The following is a 17612-nucleotide window of genomic DNA, read 5'->3' on the forward strand; positions in this document are numbered from 1 at the left end:
GGCGCTGATCAGCCCGGAAGGAATTCAATCGGGAATTGAACCTTCCGGGTTTCTACCTGCGCCGATCCGAAGTTGAACATCCGCACCCGCATGGCGATACGCTGCTCAAGGCCGGGGTTACCAAGTTCTGAGCCCACCACCTGACAGGCCGAGACACTGCCGTCCGGCTCGATAACCAGTTCCAGGGTAACCTTGCCTTCCAGGGTCGGGTCCTGCCGCAGCTCCCGCTGGTACAGCGAATACAGCACACTCTTCTGGGCATCGAATACCTGCCGGATATTGCTCATGGCGCGCTGGCCAACCGAAGGCCTGGCAGCAGGTTTCGCCCGGGCCACCTGCACCTCTTCTTTCGGTGCCTGCACCTGACTCACCTGGTGTTCGGCAACCGCTACCTCCCTGACTGGCGCGTCACTGTCCTGCACGCCACCACTGCCGGCCAGCGCTTGCTCCCGGTTCACCTCGGGTTCCGCCACATCAGATTCATCACCGGTGATATTGGCCTGCCGTGCCACCGGTACCGGCGTTTGTTCTGCCCGGGTTAAGGCGGCCAGCCGGTCTTTCATGGCAAAAAGGCCCGAGCGTGCGGCGGTTTCCCTCGCTTGCTCGGTAGTCTGGGCAGGCTTATCCGCGACGGTTGCAGCCGGTTTTGCAGGTTCGGGCTGAGGCTCCGGAGTCGGTTCCGGCGGCGTCACTTCCTCGACGTTTGCGACCGGCTCTGGCTCCGGCTCCGGCTCCGGCTCAGGTTCGGGTTCAGGTTTGACCGGCTCAGGCGGTTCTACCGGCGCCGGGGTTTCGACCAGCCGGGCCAGTCTGGGCGGAACCTTTTCGGCCTCGGACCGCTCCGGCTCGGGCACGGTCAGCCCCGGAATGATCACCGCAGGCACCAGGAATGCCGCCAGCATCACGATCACAATTACGCCAAAGCGAATGCTTTCTGCCCGGTCACGGCTCCAGGGTAAACGGGTGCTTCCGACCTGCTGACGCTCAGCCATTGCGAACCTCCGCTTCCACGGCCAGCCGCACCTGGCGGAACTGCTCGTCTACACAGGTTTTCATGATCTTTCGTAACAGGCGATAGTCGGTCTCCCGGCCTGCCATAATGGTGACTTCCAGGCCCTGTTCCGGTATCTCCGCCCAGCGATTTCGGCGATAGGCCAGCTCTTCCGACAAGCCGGCCACGTGCAGGTCATCGGCACCGATGCTATCCACCCGGGCGACTTCCCGGCCCTGCACCAGAATGGACTGGCCGCTGACCTGAATGGTCAGGTTCTCAACGGCATCCTTCTCCGAGGTGGAAACCGGTAAAGGCACATCGGCGGTGTTCTGCATCACTTTTACATCAGAGGAATTCACCATCAGGAAGAACACGAGGATGGTGAAGATATCCATCAGCGACACCAGGTTCAGGCCTCCGGCCCGGTGCATCCTGCGGTAATGACGCTGGCGCAGCCTTGCTCTGCGGGAGGTTTTCATGCGCCCTCCCCATTTGCCGCATCTGCCCGTGCGGCCAGTGTCCGGCCCTCTTCAGCATCCATCAGGGAAACGTCCGGAAACAGCTCCGCTTCCACCACGCTGGCGGCCACCACCGCCGAATAGGAACGCACCGTATCCATGACGGTCACCAGGGTCTGGTAATCCACCTCCGGCCCCACTTCCAGGATCACATCGGTTTTATCCGGCACCCGGGACTTGATCTGCTGCAGCACCGAGCGCAAACCCTCGTAGTCCTGAATCTGCTCTTTCGCCGGCAGCACCTCAATCAGCCCGCGATCGCTGTCGGCTACTTCCAGCCCATCAGGAATCACGGTAACCACCAGCCGGAACTGGTCTGCCGGCGGAGCCTCTCCCGCTTCCATGCCCGGGAAGTTGAGTTCGATCATGCGGATCTGGGTGAACACCATGCCCAGCAGCAATACCGGAACCAGGACGATCATCAGGTTCAGAAACGCGGTAATGTCCAGGTCCGCCGAGGCCTCAAGCCTGCGATGTCGACGTCTCATATCGCCATACTCCTGTTTGTCCTGGCTTTATGATGCGGGCTCACGCAGCGACCGGTGCATCCGGGTCGGACACGATATTCAGCAGTTTCACGCCGGCCATCTCGAAGCTGTCGACAATTTCATTGGTGCGGGTTTGCAGCAAGGCGTGGAACAGCAGCAGCGGAATGGCAGAGATCAGGCCAAAGGCGGTGGTGTTCATGGCTACGGAAATACTTTCCGACAACAAGGTAGCCTTCTGGGCCGGATCCGCCGCGGCAACCGCGGTAAAGGCGGCGATCAGGCCGATGATGGTGCCAAGCAGGCCAAGCAGCGTGGCGACATTGGCCAGGGTTGCCAGGTACTGGGTGCGCTTTTCCAGCCGTGGTAAGACTTCCATCAAGCCTTCTTCCATGGCGTATTCGATGTCTTCACGGCGGCTGTTTGACAGCAGGCGCGAAATCCCGGCCCCCATCACGGCCGCAATGGCGCTGTCGGAGGTAGACGCAGCTTTCATGGCCCGCTTGAAATCCCGCTTTTGCAGGGCCGGCAGAATGCCCCGCTCAAAGGCGAGCCGGTTTCTGCGCCGCACCGCTCCCAGGTAGATGAAGCGTTCCAGTGTTATGGCCAGGCCAAGCGCCAGAACCAGCGCGATGGGGTACATGAATGGGCCGCCTTCCTGAAAAAATCGGATGATGGTGTCGAGCATGGTGCGTTTCTCCGTCTACTGCTGTGTCACGGTTGGGTCTGGCCGGGTGCTGCGGTTAAGGGCTGCAACACCAGCGGGTTCAGGGTCTGCCGGAACTGGCGATGGCTTTCCAGCGTCCGGGTTGAAAGCGGTTGATCCAGTTCCGGCGCTTCCCGGTTCAGTTCGGCCCGGGGCCGGCGCGGCAGGCTGGGTGCCTGCCAGGGCAAAATGTAGAGCACCCGGGGGTCGTCTTCGCCGCCACTGGCGGAAATTCCGGCCACCTCAAAGCCAGGCCGCTCCGGCGATTCGGCCTCGGTTGTGTCGGCACTTTGCGCCAACGCAGCAGGGGCAAAAACCAGCATCAGGGCGGTTGCGACAGCACGAATCACCGGGCTCATTGCAATCTCCTCTGAAGGTCGGCCATCCAGCCGGTGACGGCCTTGTCTTCCTCCGCGGCCAACTCGGTGTAGCGCTGGTAATGGTTAAGCGCAGCGGAAAGATGGAGCAGGTAAATTTCTGAAATAACGGCCAGGTTGTAATGGAGGTCAGCCACATCCGGGCTGCGCTGAATGGCGGTTTTGAGCACGCCGGCGGCTTCTTCAAACCGGTTTTGCTGCTTCAGCAGCAGGGCCAGGTTGTTGGCCGCCGCGGCGTCGGTCGGGTCCAGCGCCACGGCTTTTTGCAGTGCTTCAATGGCCACCGACGTCTGGCCTTGCTGGTGCGCGAGCATGCCCTGCCGGGACAGTTCCCGGGCCTGCTCCGGCGAACGTATAGGCTCCGGTTCCGCTTGTTTGGAGACAGGCCCGGTAGAAGCACACCCCGCCAGCATAACCAGTCCGATCAGTGCACCGACCGTACGGCAGCGAAGACTGAACTCAGGCATCGTCGTTACCCTCCATGTTCCAGCTCATCCATCGCAGTTCCCTCTGGTAACGGCCCGGATGCATACCTGCCAGCGCTTCCAGGCTGCGAGCGATCCACTGGTCATAGCCCTGCCCGGTAATGCGCTGATGGTTACGGGCATGCAGTGCCATGGCCCGTTCTTCCAGCGGGAAGGCTTCTTCCTCCAGCAGCATCTGGTATTGCATGGTTTCCATATCGTTCAGTTCGGCCGGCACCTCTGATGCCATCAGGTCACTGGCCAGGGTTCGGTAGAGCTCTGCCCGCCGGTACAAGACTTCGGACTGCACGTCCTCACCGGCAAAGGACTCCGCTTGCAGCAGGTAGGTTTGCGCCTGCTCCATGGCTTGCTGCTTTCTGGCGAGGGTGGTTTCGAGGGGCGCAGTCAACGCAATGGCTGCGAAACGTTCAGCAGCACCGGAGCCCAGCGCCAACGCAGCATCTGCGGCCCATTGCAGGGTCTCTTCCGAGTGCCACTCACTGGCGTCTTCCCGGGCCAGCAGGGTGTTCTGCTGATTCGAAACATCGATGCCGGACTCAATCAGGCGCTGACGCATACTCTGCTGCTGCAGGTGATCCCTCGCATCGGTGGGCTCAGGCGCAACGGCCAGCCACTGCTGGTAAAGATCGTTACGTTCCGGCTCAGCACCCGCCTCGTGGTACAGCGCTGCGGCACGCAATTTTATGGGCCAGGGCTCCGGCGCAGAACCGGCAGCGGCCATGAGTTCGCCCGCGGCTTTCACCGGCTGACCGGATTGTTGATAGGCGTAGACCAGCTTTTCACTGGTTTCAGCAGTAAGGGCATCTTCAGGAAAATCGAGGCGGAACCGGCGCAATTCATTAATGGCGGTTTGCCAGTCTGCAGCCTTCAGCAGGGTGTTGGCAGCATCGAAGCGGGCCTTGATGGCGATTTCCGAGCCAGGGAGGATGGTTTCCACTCGCTGGAAATTGGCAACGGCCAGTGCTGTCTTACCAGCGCCCGCGGCGGTTTCTGCTTGCCGGTATATTGCGGTGGCCAACTGGTTCTGGATTTTCTGCTTATCATCCCGGGCCTCGGCCACCTCCGGAGTTGCCTGCACCAGTTGCAGCGCCTGGCGCCAGGCTGCCTCCGCCTGCGGATAGTCGCCATCACCCTGCCGTACCCGGGCCGTAACCAGCCAGGCGGCGTACTGTTCCCGAGCGCTTGCTTCCGACCAGTCCAGCGTGGCGCGGGCATACAGAAGCGCCTGCTGGCCGTCACCGGCTTCAAGCCAGCGGTTGGCGAGATCGGCACGTAAAGCGGACAGCCTGGCATCCGGCCCGAAAGCATTGGTGTAGCGTTGTTCGGCGGAACTCAGGCTAGCCAGTGCCCCGTTAACAGGTTCGGAGCGGTTGCCCAGCCTGCCCCGCAGAATGCTGATCGCCGCCCAGGCAGATTCCGCTGAGCGGTCATGGGAATACGTGTAGGCCGCTTTCTCGAAATTCGCCAGGGCCTGGTCAAGGCGCCCCATCTGCAATCTTGCATCGCCGGCCAGGTGCAGGATTTCGCCGGTGTTATCGGCTCGCAACGCCAGGGATTCGTAATAATCAGCCGACCGGCTCCAGCGCTTGCCGGCGTAGTGATAGTCGGCCAGGAACCGGCTGTAATCGCGCCAGTTTGCCTTCTGGTTGCCGTTCAGGGCGGTATAACGCGCATCCGAAGCGAAGCGCGCAACATAATCGGAACGTGCGACTCTGGCGGCCCCGGCATCTCCGGCCATCTGCCAGAATTCAACGCTCTGAGCCAGCATATCCGATGCTGCAGCGTTGTCCGGATAGGCTGCCGCAAAGGCTTCATTGACCGCCACCGCCTGCTGGTAGCGGCCCTCATGGGCATGCAGATCCGCCAGCCGGTCATAGAGAATGGGAACCCAGGGCGCCGGGTTTCGCCCGGCAAGCCAGCGGTCCAGTGATCGCGCGTTATCGGAGCGGGCCGCCATCACGGCCAGAATACGGAAGCTGTCTTCGATCATGTCCCGGCTCTCGGCCGGCGGTGAATTCAGCCGTTCGGGCTCCGGCAAGTGCTGATCCAGTAACGCCATGAACGATTCCACCGAGCGATCCCAGGCGCCTGCCCCCTGCTTGAACTGGCTCCAGCCCATCATGTAGCGGGCTTTTGAGGCGATATCCTGTTTACCATCGCCATCAAGCAGTTGGCGATACCCCGCTTCGGCCTCCCGGTAACGACCGGCGGAAAAGTCGGCTTCAGCAACCCGGAACCGGGCTTCCGGCACCAGCGGAGATTTCGGATACAGGCCGATCAGCTGCTCAAGCCGGTCGATGGACTGCCGGTGCTGGCCGGTCAGCGCGTGGGCTTTCGCCATCTGGTACAGCAGTTCATCCAGCCGGCCGGAGAAGGACCCCCTGGCCAGGATGTCTTCATAGCTCTCCAGCACTTCCTCGTAGATACCCGCCTCCTGTTCGGCGGAAAAACCCACCTCCTGGCCGGAGCGATCACGGATGTTGTTCAGGCGGTTGAGGGCATCGATGCGCACTTCCGGTTCGTCAGAACTCTCGAACAGCTTCTGGTAGCGGCGAGCAACTTCGGCAGGCGAAATGGCCGGTAATGGCCGGCTTTCGAATTTCAGGAACACCGGGCGCATATCACCCAGGGTTTCGCCGTCGCGACCAAGCTCCACCCGGAAGGATTCCTGGCCCAGAGCCGGTGCCGATACCAGCGCTGCCATCAGCAAGCAGGTGCGTAACTTCACCCGGGCGGTGGTTTTCGTTGGGGCCATCGGGGTCATTAGCGTCATTGGGGGCTCTCCCCGCTGGCTTCATAGGCCAGTTTTTCCAGTGCCAGGTATTCGTACAGGTGCGCCACTTGTTGTTCGGTTCTGTCTATGGCGTGTTCCATGCGCCGGTCTTCGTTGGCCACAAAGCCCAGGGCCAGTTCGTCCAGTTGGCCGGACGCCTGCTGCCGGGTTTGAAGAACCTGCTGGCCAAGCGCCCGGCCAGTGGTGGCCAGTTCCCGGGCTGCTACCAACAGATCGTTCATGCCACCGTGGTGTTCGATAACCTGCGCAAATACTTCAAGGTTGTGCCGGTTCTCTTCAAGTATTGCCGACATCTCGTCCAGCCCGGCTACCCGGCGTACCGCGATCTGGGTGTCGGCTTTTTCCAGGAAACGAAGCAAATAGGCCATGCGTGGCTGGGTCAGGGTTCGGCTGTCCGAAAGGAACCACTCGGTCTGCGGGCCGCGGGCATCGGTTACCAGGGTTTTATAGGCGCCATCGCTTTTGATGCCATCTGCCAGCCTGGAAAGGGTTGTCCGCTCGCCTTCAAAGGCCACGTTGGCGGCCAGCCAGGACTCCCCGGCCTGGCCGGGATATCCCGCAATGTCGTAGCCACGCCCCATACCAATCCAGGCTTCCGCCACACCGGGAAACGCCAGGGGGAATTTCTTGGCCCGGTGCCAGCTCTGCATGGCGCCCCGGTGGTTTTCCTTGCCGGAAAGAGCGAGGCCATGCAGGTAAAGCGCCCTCGGAGCGTGGTAACTGTCCAGCGAGACCTTTTCCAGAAACCCCAACGCCTTGTCGTATTCCTCGTTATTCAGGGCCAGGTAACCGGCGCGCAGATGCAGCTGGTCGAGTAGATCACGGCTGCGTGCCGACTCGGTATCATGGGCCGCCATCGACATAGCCACCCGCAGGGCAACCAGCGCCCGGGACGGATCAAGGTCGGTCTCGGCAAAGTCAGCCGCCAGGTTCATGTAACCCACTGCGGCCAGGTAACCTTCCTTCATCCCGGCCAGAATCTGACCGGCCTTATCGAGCCTGCCCTGCTGCCGGGCCTGCTCGGCATCCTGCAGTAATTCCTTTTGCCGGTTGGGCCGGGCAATTGCAGCATTCCCGGCTTCAGAGGTCGCCGCCCCGGCCCAGGGCTGTTTGTCCAGGCTAACCCGGGGCTCGTAATCCGGCCCGGTCGCGTCGATGCTCATCTGCAGCTGCATCGCACCCGACACTTTGCGGAACGGGTGTACCACCTCACGACGGACAAACCGCTTGTTCACCGCCCTGGCATTGATAACGGCGGTCAGCTGATGATTGCCATCCGCCATATAGCCAGTAAACAGGGGGTAGCTGCGGCCGGCTTCAAGGGATTCCCTCTCGGAAAGGGTAAAGAGGTGATTACCAACCGGCCGGCCATTCAGGAACAGTTCGACAGAATCCAGGTCCAGTGCTTCCGGGTTGGCGAGGGAGAGGGATACCGCAACGCGGGTATCGATGGTCTTGCGCAGCTGTTTCTCAAGGGTGTGCACGCTGGCAGCATGGCGTGAGACCTCAGCCTCCAGGCCACTGATGGCGTTGTCGATGGCCGCAGCACTGGCCTGGGCCATGGCTGCAATCATCAACATAACAGGAAGACCGGATATCCAAAGCCCCCTGCTCCGTGGGGGTATCCGGCACTGTTGTGATTTTTGTCTGCCGAACATGCTGATCCTGCTGTGTAACAATTCGAAAGGAAGAGTAACACCGGCTACAAACCAAGAACGGTATCCAATTCACCAAATGGCATTTTGGGTCAGACGGCAAAAGTGTCGGTTTATTTGACAGATGACGGGGCCAGAGGGAGTAACCAGACAGCGATTTTCCGGTTAACTTATTGATCTTGCTTCAGAAGGGAAAGGGTTGGCCCCTGACTTGCTTTAACGGAAGGGGCGGGAGCGCTGAATGGGCAACCCCCGCTTGAATATGCCGAGCTTTTGCCGATACGTTAACCGCGCATCGGCTTTTTTTATTTGCTCAGCTGCTTCATGGCCGATTCCAGGCCTTCAATGGTAAGCGGGTACATGTGGTCTTCCACCAGCTGCCGGGTAATCCCCAGCGACCCTCCGGTACCCCAATAGCTCTCCGGTAGCGGATTCAGCCAGACCACCTTGTTGAAGTGCTCGGTAATCCGCTGCATCCATGTGGCACCGGCTTCTTCGTTCCAGTGCTCGATGGAGCCGCCCGGGTGGGTAATCTCATAGGGTGCCATGGTGGCATCGCCCACAAAGATCACTTTGTAGTCCGGCGTGTACTTGTGAAGGATGTCCCAGGTGCTACTGGTTTCATTCATGCGGCGAATATTGTTCTTCCACACACTCTCGTACACGAAGTTGTGAAAGTAGAAATACTCCATGTGCTTGAATTCCAGCCGCGCCGCCGAGAACAGCTCCTCGCAGACCCGGATGTGCGGGTCCATGGAACCACCCACATCGAAGAAAATCAGCACTTTAACGGCATTATGCCGCTCCGGAACCATCTTCAGGTCGAGGTAACCGGCGTTACGGGCGGTGGAGCGGATGGTGTCATCCATATCCAGTTGATCGGCCGCCCCCTGTCGAGCAAATTTACGTAACCGGCGCAGGGCCACCTTGATGTTGCGAATGCCCAGGGTGATGCTGTCGTCCAGGTCTTTGAATTCGCGTTTTTCCCAGACCTTAACCGCCCTGCCCTGACGACCGTCTTTCTGGCCGATGCGGAAACCTTCGGGGTTGTAGCCGTTGGCGCCGAATGGCGAGGTGCCGCCCGTTCCAATCCACTTGTTGCCACCGGCATGGCGCTCTTTCTGCTCTTCCATGCGTTTCTTGAAGGTTTCGATGAGCTCCTCGAGGCCACCCAGGGATTCGATTTTCGCCTTCTCTTCCTCGGACAAATGCTTCTCGAACTCGGCCCGCAGCCAGTCGTCCGGAATCAGTGCCTCGAGCAGATCATCCAGGTTTTCGATGCCTTCGAAATACGCCTTGAACGCCCGGTCGAACTTGTCGAAATGGCGCTCGTCTTTCACCAGGCACACTCGTGCCAGGTAGTAGAACTCTTCCATATCAGCAAAGGCCAGGCGCTGCTGGAGGGCTTCCAGCAGGTCCAGGAATTCCCGCAGGCTGGCCGGAACCTTGGCCCGGCGCACTTCGAGAAAAAAGTCGATCAACATAAAGCGAAACTCTTGCCAGAGATCAGTTGCGGCGGCGCGCCATGAACGCCAGCTTCTGCAGCAGGTGTACGTCTTGCTCGTTCTTCACCAGCGCGCCGTACAGCGGCGGCAGTGCCGAGCTGCTGTCTTTTTCCTGCAGTGCCTTGGCAGACAGTTCATCGGCCATCAGCAGCTTCAGCCAGTCGATCAGCTCGGAGGTAGACGGTTTTTTCTTCAGGCCCGGCACCTTGCGCACGTCAAAGAACACTTCCAGCGCGTCCCGCACCACTTGCTGCTGCAGCCCAGGGAAATGCACGTCCACGATGTCTTGCATGGTGTCGTGGTCCGGGAAGCTGATGTAGTGGAAGAAGCAACGGCGCAGGAAGGCGTCTGGCAGTTCTTTTTCGTTGTTACTGGTGATAACCACAATCGGGCGTTTCTTCGCTTTGACGAACTCCTGGGTTTCGTAAACGAAGAACTCCATCCGGTCGAGTTCCAGCAGCAGGTCGTTCGGGAATTCGATGTCGGCCTTGTCGATTTCGTCGATCAGCAGCACCACCTGGTCGTCGGCCTCAAAGGCTTCCCACAGCTTGCCTTTGACGATGTAGTTACGAATGTCTTTGACCTTCTCATCGCCCAGCTGGGAATCCCGCAGGCGGGAGACCGCGTCGTACTCGTACAGGCCCTGCTGGGCCTTGGTGGTGGACTTGATGTGCCAGGGAATCAGGCGCATGCCCAGGGCCGCCGCCATTTCTTCCGCCAGCAGGGTTTTGCCGGTGCCGGGCTCGCCTTTGATCAGCAACGGGCGCTGAAGCGCGATCGCTGCGTTAACAGCCATCTGCAGGTCATCGGTGGCTACGTATTTTTCGGTACCGGTAAATTTCATGGGGCTGTGTCCTGTTTGGTTTCTATGAAAATTATTTGCGTACCAGGCGGTAGCGAACGAGATCCAGTATCCACACCAGCAGCATCACCAGCGATGCCACGGTGAAGTTGAATATGGCGGAACCGGCCGCGCTGATGTCACCAAGAATCAGCTCGTAGCCGGCAAACAGCCAGGCCGGGATGTACCAGCCTGCCACTTCCGGTGATTCCACGGGGGTCAGCAGCAACACAACCAGTGCTGCCAGCAGCAAGGTGCGCAGCCCGTATAGTGGCAGCAGGCGGAACAGCGCTTTCATCATGTAGAAAAACACGACAAACGCAACGGCGTAGGCCGCCCAGAAAATCCCGTATGCCAGTGAGGCGTCAGTATCGATCATTACAAAATCCAGTGAATGATATGTTCTTCCCAGTCTTGTTCGGCAACGGCGTCTTCAGAAACCACCTTGCCCCGTACTGAAACACCGGCCCTGTGCACGGAATCCGGATCGCCGCTTCGCAGGGGGTGCCAGTCTGCCAGCGGCCGGCCTTCTGCCAGGGTGCGATAAGCGCAGGTTTGCGGCATCCAGTGGTACTCGTTCACCGTATCCGGCGTCAGCACCGTGCACGCCGGTACCTTTTTCAGGCGCTCGCTGTAAACCGTGCAGCGGCAGGTTTCCAGGTCCATATACCGGCACGCGAGGTCGGTATGGTACACCTCGCCGGTGTCTTCATCTTCCAGCTTCTGCAGGCAGCACAGGCCGCAGCCATCGCACAGGGATTCCCATTCGGCCGGCGTCATTTCATCCAGGCGCTTGCGCTGCCAGAAGGGAATCTCGGCAATCATCTTTGACGCTGCTCGATCTTGCGCTTGAAATCGACGATATAGGTTTCCTGCTCTTCCGGCATCTGGAGGAAGAAGGATTTATCGTGGATAGCTTCAAGGACTTCTTTCCCGGTCGTGCGGGCAAGTTTCTTGTCCGGTGTTAGCAGCAGGTCCATCGAATGGACCGGTTTGCCGAAGATGCTCCGCAATGCTTCCGGCAGATCGTCCCAAACCTGGCCGCGGCGTACGTAGATATAGGTGTCCATCTTCTTGCTGCTGCGAAACACCGAAACGAATTCACGGTCTGTCATGGTCTGAGAAGTTCCTCGATGTCTGTTTCTACCGGCTTCAGCAATTCGCCTCGCCAGCCTTGAAAAAATTCGTTTCCGGCCAGGGCGCCGTCTTGCAACACCTTCTCGATACGCTTCCTGGGAGCCAGAAGTTCTATCGGAATATCATGATCTTCCGCCGCCTTGTTAAAGCAACGCTTTACCTTTTTATAGACAGCTTGCTGGTCCCGGCTCAGGGGCCGGGGGATTGGCTCGAGGTTGGCATTATCGGCTTCCCGACCTTCGCGGACAAGTTCCAGCAGGTGCTCGCCATAGCGTTTTACGATACCGCCGGGAACGCCCTGGATGTCATTCAGCGTTCTCCGTGAACCCGGCAGGCGTTCGGCGATGGCAATCAGCAGGCCATCGCTCAGCACCCGGTTTCGGGGGCGGTCGACCTTCTGGCATTCCCGCTCTCGCCAGGCCACCAACAACCGCAAAACGGCCTGTTGCTCCCGGGTGAGGGTCCAGCCACCGCGCAGTTTCAGGTAATGCTGCTCCGGATCTTCCTGGCCTGCGGCTTCATCGGCAAAGCGCTGGGATTCCTCGGCCAGGGCCTGTTCCAGATTCCGCTGCTTCAGCTTTTCAATCACCCAGTTGTACAGGGGCTCCAGAAAACGGATGTCGTCTATAGCGTACCGCTGTTGCTCCGGCGACAGCGGGCGGGACACCCAGTCTGAGCGGGTAACGGATTTGTCGAGGGCTTCTCCGAACAGGGTTTCCACCAGCTTCGCGTAACCGAGCGAGAACCCGGCACCGGCCATGGCGGCGCCAATCTGCAGGTCCAGCAGCCCGGCCGGTGCCACGTTCAGCCAGTGGCGAAACAGTTCCAGGTCTTCGCTCATGGCATAGAGCAGCTTCGGGCGAGCCGGATCTGCCAACATATTACGAAACCCTGCCGAGCCTTCGGCTATGTCCGGGTCAATCAGCCAGTACTCCCCTTGCCCGCCCAGTTGCACCAGGCCGGGGATGGGGTAAAAGGTGGAGACCCGTTCAAATTCAGTATCCAGCGCCACCGGCGCGCCGGGCGCCAGCTGCTCCAGCCACTGATCAAGCTCCGCCGGGCTGCTGAGCCAGCGGACAGTCTCGGGGGCCGGGGGAACCGGTGCGGCCAATGGGCTATCTGTCATAGGAAAACCTGGAGTTATTCGGAAAGGGGTTTACGGCCCCGGAAGGCGTGTGTGAGGGTAAAACCGTCAACGTAACCCAGCTCGCCACCCACCGGAATACCGTGGGCCAGCCGGGTAATGAGGATATTCTGGCCATCCAGTCGGTCGGCAATATAGTGGGCTGTGGCTTCGCCTTCCACCGTGGGGTTGGTGGCCAGTATCAGCTCGGTAACGCCTTCTTCGCGCACCCGCCGGAGCAAACGTTCAATGCCGATTTCTTCCGGGCCAACGCCATCGATGGGCGACAAGTGTCCCATCAACACAAAGTAGCTGCCACGGTAGTCACCGGCCTGCTCGATAGCCAGCAGATCTGACGGGCTCTCCACCACACACAGGGTACCGGTGCGGCGTTCGGGCTTTTCGCAGATCTGGCAGATGTCGGTATCGGAAAAGTTCTGGCAACTGTCGCAGCGGCGCACACCGTCCATGGCCTGGCTCAGAGCGCCGGCCAGCCGGGTGCCGCCGGAACGACCCCGTTCCAGCAGGTGAAAGGCCATACGCTGGGCGGTTTTCTGGCCTACTCCGGGTAAACACCGGAGTGATTCCACCAATTCATCAACCAGGGGGCTGAACGCCATGAATACTCCTCAATTCCGATGGCAGGCTGGCGTCAGAACGGCATCTTGAAGCCGGGCGGCATGCCCATGCCAGACATCATGCCGGACATTTTATCCTTCTGGTTCGCCTCTACCCGGCGAACGGCATCATTCACCGCTGCGGCCAGCAGGTCCTCCAGGATTTCCTTGTCTTCGGACAGCAAGGAAGGATCGATCTCTACCTTTTTAACGTCGTGTCGACCGTTCATGGTGACTTTCACCAGCCCGGCGCCGGATTCTCCGGTCACTTCCGCCTTGGCGATTTCTTCCTGGGCCTTCTGCATCTGCTCCTGCATCTGCTGGGCCTTTTTCATAAGGTCGCCCATATTGTTCATCATCTGCTTATCTCCTGCCTGTCTCTGCGGGGCGGATGGATTCTTCTACCACCCGTCCTTCAAATCGTTCAACGATGCTCTGCACCACCGGATCTTGCCGGATGGCAGCTTCTGCGGCTTTCTGCCGGGCGACCCGCTGGCGCTCTTCAAACGCCGCCGGAGTATGGGGCCCGGGAATGCCCTGCTCTATCTTTAACTGTGTGGCGTCGCCAAAGTAGGATCTCAAGGCCGCCACAATTTTTTCTTCGTGTCGCGCGTTCAGCAGCCGGGCATGGCCTTCATCCAGGGTAAGCACAACGGTTTGCCCGTCCATGGCCATGGCGCTGTAGCTGGCCAGGTTGCCGGGCATGCCGGTGATTTCCAGCTGCCGGTAGTCACGTTCCCAGACAAAACCGTCCGGGTTAACCGGTTCGGCCGGCGCTACGGCTTCGGGCTCCGGATCCGGCTCGATTACAGCCTCCGGTGTTTCGACAGGCTGCGGGCTACGGGGTTCCGGTTCGCTGACCGGCTCCTGCGCTACCATTGGCTCCGGCGCCACCTCATCATAATACGGGGGTTCCGGCTCATCCTCCCAGGGCGGGGTATCCATAACCGGTGGTTCCGGCATAGCTTCTGCCGCAGGCTCCGGTGCGGGCGCGGGCGCAGGTTCCGGCTCCGGTTGCGGTGATGGCGCTACGGGCGGCGGCTCAGGTTGCGGATGTTCCGCTACCGGGGGCGATACCGGGCCAGGGTCAGGCTCCGGTTCGGCGCGGCCGGTGTTTTCCGTGTTACCGGAAGTCACTGCTGGCGGCTCACGACGGTCAGCCCCTGGCCGGAACGCGAGCATGCGCAGCATGGTCATTTCAAAACCCATGCGGGCGTCTGGCGTTACCGCGAGGTCTTTGCGGCCGATCAGGGCGGTCTGGTAGAACAGTTGGGCATCTTCGGCACTCAGCTGCCTGGCCAGCGCCTGCACCTGGGCGGCATCACCCAGCGCATTATCGGCACTGCCCGGCACTACCTGCTCCATGGTCACGCGATGGAACAGGGAAAGCAGGTCTGCCAGGATGACCCCGTAATCCGGCGCAAATTCCGAAATCCGGCTGATTTCCGCCAGCAACCCGGGGCCATCCCGCTCTACCAGGGTACTGACTATCCGTTCGATGTCCCGCTGGTCGATGGTACCCAGCATAGTACTGACATCGCTGGCACTGAGGTTCTCGTTGCCGAAGGCGATGGCCTGGTCGGTCAGGCTCAGGGCATCCCGCATACTGCCATCGGCTGCCCGGGCCAGCAGCCACAGGGCCGGCTCTTCAAAAGGAATGGTTTCTTCTGTCAGCACGTGTTTCAGGTGGCCGACAATGTGTTCCGGCGTCATCCGTTTGAGGTTGAACTGCAAACAGCGGGACAACACGGTAACCGGCAGTTTCTGGGGATCGGTGGTAGCCAGCAGGAACTTCACGTGCTCCGGCGGCTCTTCCAGAGTTTTCAGAAACGCGTTGAAGGACTGGTTAGTGAGCATGTGCACCTCGTCGATGAGGTACACCTTGAAGCGGCCACGACTGGGGGCGTACTGAACGTTATCGGTCAGTTCGCGCATGTCATCCACGCCGGTGCGGGATGCGGCGTCAATTTCGATAAGATCGACAAACCGGCCTTCCAGAATTTCCTTGCAGCTGTCACATTCGCCGCAAGGGTTCGGGGTAATGCCGGTTTCACAGTTAAGGCACCGGGCCAGCAGGCGGCCAATGGTGGTTTTACCCACACCCCGGGTACCGGTGAACAGATACGCATGGTGCAGGCGCTGGTGTTCCAGTGCGTGAACAAGTGCCTGCAGCACGTGTTCCTGCCCAACCATGTCTTCAAACGTACGGGGGCGCCATTTCCGGGCTAAAACCTGATAGCTCATGTTCCGTCAACTGCTGTGAAAAATGCGCTTAACTCTAGCATGGACCCGGTTTCAGAAGAAGGATGACGTGGCTATGAATCCATGCCGGCCGTGCGCTCCAGGGCGCGAATTCGCCGACGTTCATGCTCTTCGGTGAAGATCCGTTCCCGCAGGGCTTCCACCGCCGCCTGCCGGTCGGCCGGAGCCAGGCCTTCGTTATTATCGATCAGGGCCTTTTGCTGCCGGTATTCACCCAGCCGGTTCTGCCACTGATTCCGCTGTTGGTCGAGCTTTGCCAGGCGTTCGGTAGCTTCCGCACCATAGGCCTGCAAACGCAACTCCCGCACTTCGGCTTCCGAAGCACCCTGCTCCCGCAGTTGCTGAACCTGCATGGCTGTTTCGACCACGGTTCGGGACCGGCGCCGGAGTTCAACGGAATGCTCCGGCAACAGCTGGTCCAGCTGCGCCAGGGCGCGGTCACGCTCGGAAGCTGTCAGGCTTTCGTCGCTGAGAATCTTCTGGCGGTCGAGCATCACCTGCAACCGGCGCTCTTCTTCACCAAAAAAGCCTTCCGCCACATCCGGGTCGAGATGCTCCCGGCGCAGGTCATGAATCTGGCCCAGGGGCTGGCGAACGTCGTCAACGCTGTGGTGCTCGTTACTGGCCATCGCTTCGGCAGCTTTCCGGTAAGACAGGTAGTCGTCGAGAATGGCAAGAACCTGTCGCTGAATCTCCGGAGGTAAATCCTGTGCCTTGAGTTCAGACGCCAGGCGGGCCTTCAGGGTTTCGTAATGGGAGGCGCCCCCCGTCAGCCCGATAAAGAAATCCAGGTAACGGCGCAGCTGGCGGTCCAGCACCAGGTTGCCATTCATATCAAGGCGCACCTGTCCGTCCACTTCAATGTCAGAAACGCGGTCATCACGGGGTAAGGCAGGATGATTCACATTACCGGGCACCAGCGCGGAACCCGTTGAACCAGCAGTAGCTGCCGGTTTCTGATGCTCCTGCTCTACTACCGATGAGACTGGCTCCGGGGCCGTCTTGACGGGACCCGGCATAAGCCACCAGCCGACTGCTCCGAATATAAGCGGCAGGCCAGCCAATACAGCAAATCGTTTATGGTTCATAAAATCGATCCGTGGCGGGCCGCTGGGGCCCGCCTTCGGTTATCGGCTGTGTCAGAGGCCAAGATTCTTGAGACGGTTTGCCTGTTGCCGGTACAGCTGAACCGGATCCGTCACAAACGGCCCTACCAGCCCCAGCACCTGGTTCACTTCATCCAGGTGGTTGTGGCGGTAATCCACACCCAGCACCTTGCCAAGCTTCATGCTGCAGGATGGCACCATGCCATCGGAGGGTTCGTCAAAGATGGGAGTCAGGGCACCCAGCAGCAGATCGCTCGGGTCCAGAACATTGGTGACCGCTTTATTGCCGCCCCAGGAGTAGTAGCGGATGCCATTGGCCACTTGTGCGCCATCATTACCGCAATAAGAAGAAGGAAGGCCTGCCGGGAAGTCTGCGTTGAAGGCAATACTGCCTTCCGTGCTCAGTGACTGGATGGCAGCGGCGGTGTCTTGCGGCAGGCCGCCACCACCGGAGAAGGTATCGATCAAGCCGAAGAACCAGTCTCCCAGGCCGTCCAGGCTGCCGTTATTCAGGGTATCCGCCAGCGGGGTGCCCCAGTTAACGCCACCGACACTGGATACTGAAGCCACCAGGTCTGGCCGCACGCCCGCCACATAGCGGATGGTCGGGCCGCCATGACTGTGACCAATCAGGTGCACCTTCTCGGCCCCGGTTACAGCGATATATTCTTCAATCTGGGCCAGCAACTGCTCACCACGGATCTCGGTAGAGTTGGCCGCAGACACCTGGGGAACAAAGACTTCCGCCCCGCTTTCCGCCAGTTCATCCGGCACTCCGTTGAAATAGGAGACCAGGCCAAACAGCTTATTGAAGCCTGACAACCCGTGCACCAGGACAATCGGATGCTCGGTCTGGGTATAGGTATCCTGTTTGCTGAACCACCATGCGGAAGCCGGCTGGGCAGTCAGTGCTGCCGCCAGTACACCCGCTGTTACAACTGCTTTTGTTTTGGCACTTTTCATGTGTTTCCCTTTTTGTCTTTGTTGTGTTCGGGCAACGGCACAAT

At 60.0% G+C, this 17612-nt stretch carries 19 protein-coding genes; all 19 read right to left on the bottom strand.

The window, feature by feature from the left end; genetic code table 11:
- Nucleotides 1–8: 8 nt before the first annotated feature.
- The gene (locus H3Z84_RS10435; protein WP_199457408.1) at nucleotides 9–992 is read right to left on the bottom strand and encodes an AgmX/PglI C-terminal domain-containing protein; all 984 of its coding nucleotides are present in this window, start codon (nucleotides 990–992) and stop codon (nucleotides 9–11) included.
- Nucleotides 985–1473 carry an ExbD/TolR family protein gene (locus H3Z84_RS10440; RefSeq protein ID WP_036219463.1) on the bottom strand — a complete coding sequence of 163 codons (489 nt, stop codon included), beginning with the start codon at nucleotides 1471–1473 and terminating at the stop codon, nucleotides 985–987. Before H3Z84_RS10440 ends, H3Z84_RS10435 begins: the two co-directional genes overlap by 8 nt.
- Nucleotides 1470–2000 carry an ExbD/TolR family protein gene (locus H3Z84_RS10445; RefSeq protein WP_199457409.1) on the bottom strand — a complete coding sequence of 177 codons (531 nt, stop codon included), beginning with the start codon at nucleotides 1998–2000 and terminating at the stop codon, nucleotides 1470–1472. Before H3Z84_RS10445 ends, H3Z84_RS10440 begins: the two co-directional genes overlap by 4 nt.
- A gap of 40 nt (nucleotides 2001–2040) precedes the next feature.
- Nucleotides 2041–2685 (bottom strand): MotA/TolQ/ExbB proton channel family protein, encoded by a 645-nt coding sequence (locus H3Z84_RS10450; RefSeq protein ID WP_022989032.1) that lies wholly within the window; start codon nucleotides 2683–2685, stop codon nucleotides 2041–2043.
- Nucleotides 2686–2711: 26 nt separating this feature from the next.
- Nucleotides 2712–3062: a hypothetical protein gene (locus H3Z84_RS10455; protein ID WP_199457410.1), complete on the bottom strand. Its 351-nt coding sequence runs from the start codon at nucleotides 3060–3062 to the stop codon at nucleotides 2712–2714.
- A complete protein-coding gene (locus H3Z84_RS10460; protein WP_199457411.1) occupies nucleotides 3059–3547 on the bottom strand; it encodes a tetratricopeptide repeat protein in 489 nt (162 codons plus the stop codon). Before H3Z84_RS10460 ends, H3Z84_RS10455 begins: the two co-directional genes overlap by 4 nt.
- Nucleotides 3540–6338, bottom strand: coding sequence for a tetratricopeptide repeat protein (locus H3Z84_RS10465; protein ID WP_228285807.1), 2799 nt, complete (start codon nucleotides 6336–6338; stop codon nucleotides 3540–3542). Before H3Z84_RS10465 ends, H3Z84_RS10460 begins: the two co-directional genes overlap by 8 nt.
- A complete protein-coding gene (locus H3Z84_RS10470; RefSeq protein ID WP_199457412.1) occupies nucleotides 6335–7939 on the bottom strand; it encodes a hypothetical protein in 1605 nt (534 codons plus the stop codon). The genes H3Z84_RS10465 and H3Z84_RS10470 overlap by 4 nt, the downstream gene beginning before the upstream one ends.
- A gap of 380 nt (nucleotides 7940–8319) precedes the next feature.
- Nucleotides 8320–9498, bottom strand: coding sequence for a vWA domain-containing protein (locus H3Z84_RS10475; protein WP_058340808.1), 1179 nt, complete (start codon nucleotides 9496–9498; stop codon nucleotides 8320–8322).
- Nucleotides 9499–9520: 22 nt separating this feature from the next.
- A complete protein-coding gene (locus tag H3Z84_RS10480; RefSeq protein WP_199457413.1) occupies nucleotides 9521–10363 on the bottom strand; it encodes an AAA family ATPase in 843 nt (280 codons plus the stop codon).
- A 31-nt stretch (nucleotides 10364–10394) separates the two neighbouring features.
- Nucleotides 10395–10739: a hypothetical protein gene (locus H3Z84_RS10485; RefSeq protein WP_022989039.1), complete on the bottom strand. Its 345-nt coding sequence runs from the start codon at nucleotides 10737–10739 to the stop codon at nucleotides 10395–10397.
- Complete coding sequence (locus H3Z84_RS10490; RefSeq protein WP_199457414.1) at nucleotides 10739–11185, bottom strand: YcgN family cysteine cluster protein; 447 nt, start codon at nucleotides 11183–11185, stop codon at nucleotides 10739–10741. Before H3Z84_RS10490 ends, H3Z84_RS10485 begins: the two co-directional genes overlap by 1 nt.
- Nucleotides 11182–11475, bottom strand: a complete 294-nt coding sequence (locus tag H3Z84_RS10495; RefSeq protein WP_199457415.1) for a YcgL domain-containing protein — start codon at nucleotides 11473–11475, stop codon at nucleotides 11182–11184. The genes H3Z84_RS10490 and H3Z84_RS10495 overlap by 4 nt, the downstream gene beginning before the upstream one ends.
- A complete protein-coding gene (locus H3Z84_RS10500) occupies nucleotides 11472–12623 on the bottom strand; it encodes a ribonuclease D (RefSeq protein ID WP_199457416.1) in 1152 nt (383 codons plus the stop codon). The genes H3Z84_RS10495 and H3Z84_RS10500 overlap by 4 nt, the downstream gene beginning before the upstream one ends.
- 14 nt (nucleotides 12624–12637) lie before the next feature.
- Nucleotides 12638–13240: a recombination mediator RecR gene (gene recR / locus H3Z84_RS10505; RefSeq protein ID WP_022989043.1), complete on the bottom strand. Its 603-nt coding sequence runs from the start codon at nucleotides 13238–13240 to the stop codon at nucleotides 12638–12640.
- Between the two features lie 32 nt (nucleotides 13241–13272).
- Complete coding sequence (locus H3Z84_RS10510; protein WP_022989044.1) at nucleotides 13273–13596, bottom strand: YbaB/EbfC family nucleoid-associated protein; 324 nt, start codon at nucleotides 13594–13596, stop codon at nucleotides 13273–13275.
- A 4-nt stretch (nucleotides 13597–13600) separates the two neighbouring features.
- On the bottom strand, nucleotides 13601–15481 hold the full coding sequence (dnaX, locus tag H3Z84_RS10515) for a DNA polymerase III subunit gamma/tau (RefSeq protein ID WP_199457417.1): 1881 nt from the start codon (nucleotides 15479–15481) through the stop codon (nucleotides 13601–13603).
- A 71-nt stretch (nucleotides 15482–15552) separates the two neighbouring features.
- Nucleotides 15553–16587 carry a lipase secretion chaperone gene (locus H3Z84_RS10520; RefSeq protein WP_199457418.1) on the bottom strand — a complete coding sequence of 345 codons (1035 nt, stop codon included), beginning with the start codon at nucleotides 16585–16587 and terminating at the stop codon, nucleotides 15553–15555.
- Between the two features lie 51 nt (nucleotides 16588–16638).
- A complete protein-coding gene (locus H3Z84_RS10525) occupies nucleotides 16639–17568 on the bottom strand; it encodes an esterase/lipase family protein (RefSeq protein WP_199457419.1) in 930 nt (309 codons plus the stop codon).
- Nucleotides 17569–17612 lie beyond the last annotated feature (44 nt).

It is taken from the genome of Marinobacter sp. bablab_jr003 (assembly GCF_016464245.1).
In the GTDB taxonomy this organism is placed as follows: Bacteria; Pseudomonadota; Gammaproteobacteria; order Pseudomonadales; family Oleiphilaceae; genus Marinobacter; species Marinobacter vinifirmus.

Excerpts from the sequence above, each read along its gene's own strand:
- H3Z84_RS10435 (WP_199457408.1), bottom strand. The coding sequence starts at position 992 with ATGGCTGAGCGTCAGCAGGTCGGAAGCACCCGTTTACCCTGGAGCCGT.
- H3Z84_RS10440 (WP_036219463.1), bottom strand. The coding sequence starts at position 1,473 with ATGAAAACCTCCCGCAGAGCAAGGCTGCGCCAGCGTCATTACCGCAGG.
- H3Z84_RS10445 (WP_199457409.1), bottom strand. The coding sequence starts at position 2,000 with ATGAGACGTCGACATCGCAGGCTTGAGGCCTCGGCGGACCTGGACATT.
- H3Z84_RS10450 (WP_022989032.1), bottom strand. The coding sequence starts at position 2,685 with ATGCTCGACACCATCATCCGATTTTTTCAGGAAGGCGGCCCATTCATG.
- H3Z84_RS10455 (WP_199457410.1), bottom strand. The coding sequence starts at position 3,062 with ATGAGCCCGGTGATTCGTGCTGTCGCAACCGCCCTGATGCTGGTTTTT.
- H3Z84_RS10460 (WP_199457411.1), bottom strand. The coding sequence starts at position 3,547 with ATGCCTGAGTTCAGTCTTCGCTGCCGTACGGTCGGTGCACTGATCGGA.
- H3Z84_RS10465 (WP_228285807.1), bottom strand. The coding sequence starts at position 6,338 with ATGACGCTAATGACCCCGATGGCCCCAACGAAAACCACCGCCCGGGTG.
- H3Z84_RS10470 (WP_199457412.1), bottom strand. The coding sequence starts at position 7,939 with ATGTTGATGATTGCAGCCATGGCCCAGGCCAGTGCTGCGGCCATCGAC.
- H3Z84_RS10475 (WP_058340808.1), bottom strand. The coding sequence starts at position 9,498 with ATGTTGATCGACTTTTTTCTCGAAGTGCGCCGGGCCAAGGTTCCGGCC.
- H3Z84_RS10480 (WP_199457413.1), bottom strand. The coding sequence starts at position 10,363 with ATGAAATTTACCGGTACCGAAAAATACGTAGCCACCGATGACCTGCAG.
- H3Z84_RS10485 (WP_022989039.1), bottom strand. The coding sequence starts at position 10,739 with ATGATCGATACTGACGCCTCACTGGCATACGGGATTTTCTGGGCGGCC.
- H3Z84_RS10490 (WP_199457414.1), bottom strand. The coding sequence starts at position 11,185 with ATGATTGCCGAGATTCCCTTCTGGCAGCGCAAGCGCCTGGATGAAATG.
- H3Z84_RS10495 (WP_199457415.1), bottom strand. The coding sequence starts at position 11,475 with ATGACAGACCGTGAATTCGTTTCGGTGTTTCGCAGCAGCAAGAAGATG.
- H3Z84_RS10500 (WP_199457416.1), bottom strand. The coding sequence starts at position 12,623 with ATGACAGATAGCCCATTGGCCGCACCGGTTCCCCCGGCCCCCGAGACT.
- recR (WP_022989043.1), bottom strand. The coding sequence starts at position 13,240 with ATGGCGTTCAGCCCCCTGGTTGATGAATTGGTGGAATCACTCCGGTGT.
- H3Z84_RS10510 (WP_022989044.1), bottom strand. The coding sequence starts at position 13,596 with ATGATGAACAATATGGGCGACCTTATGAAAAAGGCCCAGCAGATGCAG.
- dnaX (WP_199457417.1), bottom strand. The coding sequence starts at position 15,481 with ATGAGCTATCAGGTTTTAGCCCGGAAATGGCGCCCCCGTACGTTTGAA.
- H3Z84_RS10520 (WP_199457418.1), bottom strand. The coding sequence starts at position 16,587 with ATGAACCATAAACGATTTGCTGTATTGGCTGGCCTGCCGCTTATATTC.
- H3Z84_RS10525 (WP_199457419.1), bottom strand. The coding sequence starts at position 17,568 with ATGAAAAGTGCCAAAACAAAAGCAGTTGTAACAGCGGGTGTACTGGCG.